This is a genomic window from Kitasatospora sp. NPDC086801, assembly GCF_044745805.1.
In the GTDB taxonomy this organism is placed as follows: Bacteria; Actinomycetota; Actinomycetes; order Streptomycetales; family Streptomycetaceae; genus Kitasatospora.
Window position 1 is genome coordinate 1 of sequence record NZ_JBIVAX010000116.1, and the last position, 1,150, is coordinate 1,150.

At 69.5% G+C, this 1,150-nt stretch carries 1 protein-coding gene; it reads left to right on the plus strand.

What is annotated here, in order from left to right; genetic code table 11:
• Positions 1-17: 17 nt before the first annotated feature.
• The coding region (locus ACIPLC_RS38245) for an acyltransferase domain-containing protein (RefSeq protein ID WP_400477675.1) at positions 18-1,150 on the plus strand (1,133 nt) is incomplete at its 3' end.

Consider the following 1,150-nt stretch of genomic DNA (forward strand, 5'->3'; position numbering starts at 1 on the left):
TGCCGGTGGTGCCGTGGGTGTTGTCGGCGAAGTCGCCGGAGGCGTTGCGGGGGCAGGCTGTTCGGTTGGGGGGGTGGTTGGCTGATCGGCCGGGTGGCTCGGTGGCGGATGTGGCGTGTTCGCTGGTGTCCACGCGGGCGGTGTTCGCGCACCGGGCGGTGGTGGTCGGCAGTGACCGGGAGGGTCTGCTGGGTGCGTTGGCCGGGGTGGCTGATGGTGTCGAGGTCCCTGGTGTGGTGATCGGCCAGGCGGTTCAGGGCTCGGCGGGTGTGGTGATGGTTTTCCCGGGGCAGGGTTCGCAGTGGGTGGGCATGGCCCGGGAGCTGATGGATCACTCGCCGGTGTTCGCGGAGTGGATGCGTCGGTGCGAGCAGGCGTTGGCCGAGTGGACCGATTGGTCGTTGTTGGATGTGCTTGACCAGGAGCACATGCTGGCGCGGGTGGACGTGGTTCAGCCCGTGTTGTGGGCGGTGATGGTCTCGCTGGCCCAGGTGTGGCGGTCGGTGGGTGTGGAGCCGGCTGCGGTGGTGGGCCATTCCCAGGGTGAGATCGCCGCGGTGTGTGTGGCCGGTGGGCTGTCGTTGGGGGATGCCGCCCGGGTGGTGGCGCTGCGCAGCCGGTTGATAGCCGAGGAGCTCGCTGGTGGGGGCGGGATGGTTGCGGTGGAGGCCACGGCGGAGGAGGTGGCCGAGCGGATTGCTCGGTGGCGGGGCAGGGTCTCGGTCGCGGCGGTCAACGGGGTGCGTTCCACGGTGGTTTCCGGTGAGGACGCGGCGTTGGAGGAGATGATTGCCGCGTGTGAGGTGGCGGGGTTGAGAACGCGTCGGGTGCCGGTGGACTATGCGTCGCATTCCGCGTCGGTGGAGACGATCCGGGAGCGGTTGCTGGCGGTGTTGGAGGGGATCCGGCCGCGTGCTTCGGCGGTTCCGGTGTACTCCACGGTGGAGGCTGCGGTGATGGATACCGCGGTGATGGACGGGGAGTACTGGTACCGGAATCTGCGGGAGACGGTGCGGTTCGCCGAGACCACGCGGGTGCTGTTGGATGCTGGGTTCTCGGTGTTCGTGGAGGCCAGCGCGCATCCCGTGCTGACGTCGGGGATCGAGGCCACCGCGGAGGACATGGGTGTGCGGGCGTCGGCGCTGGGGAC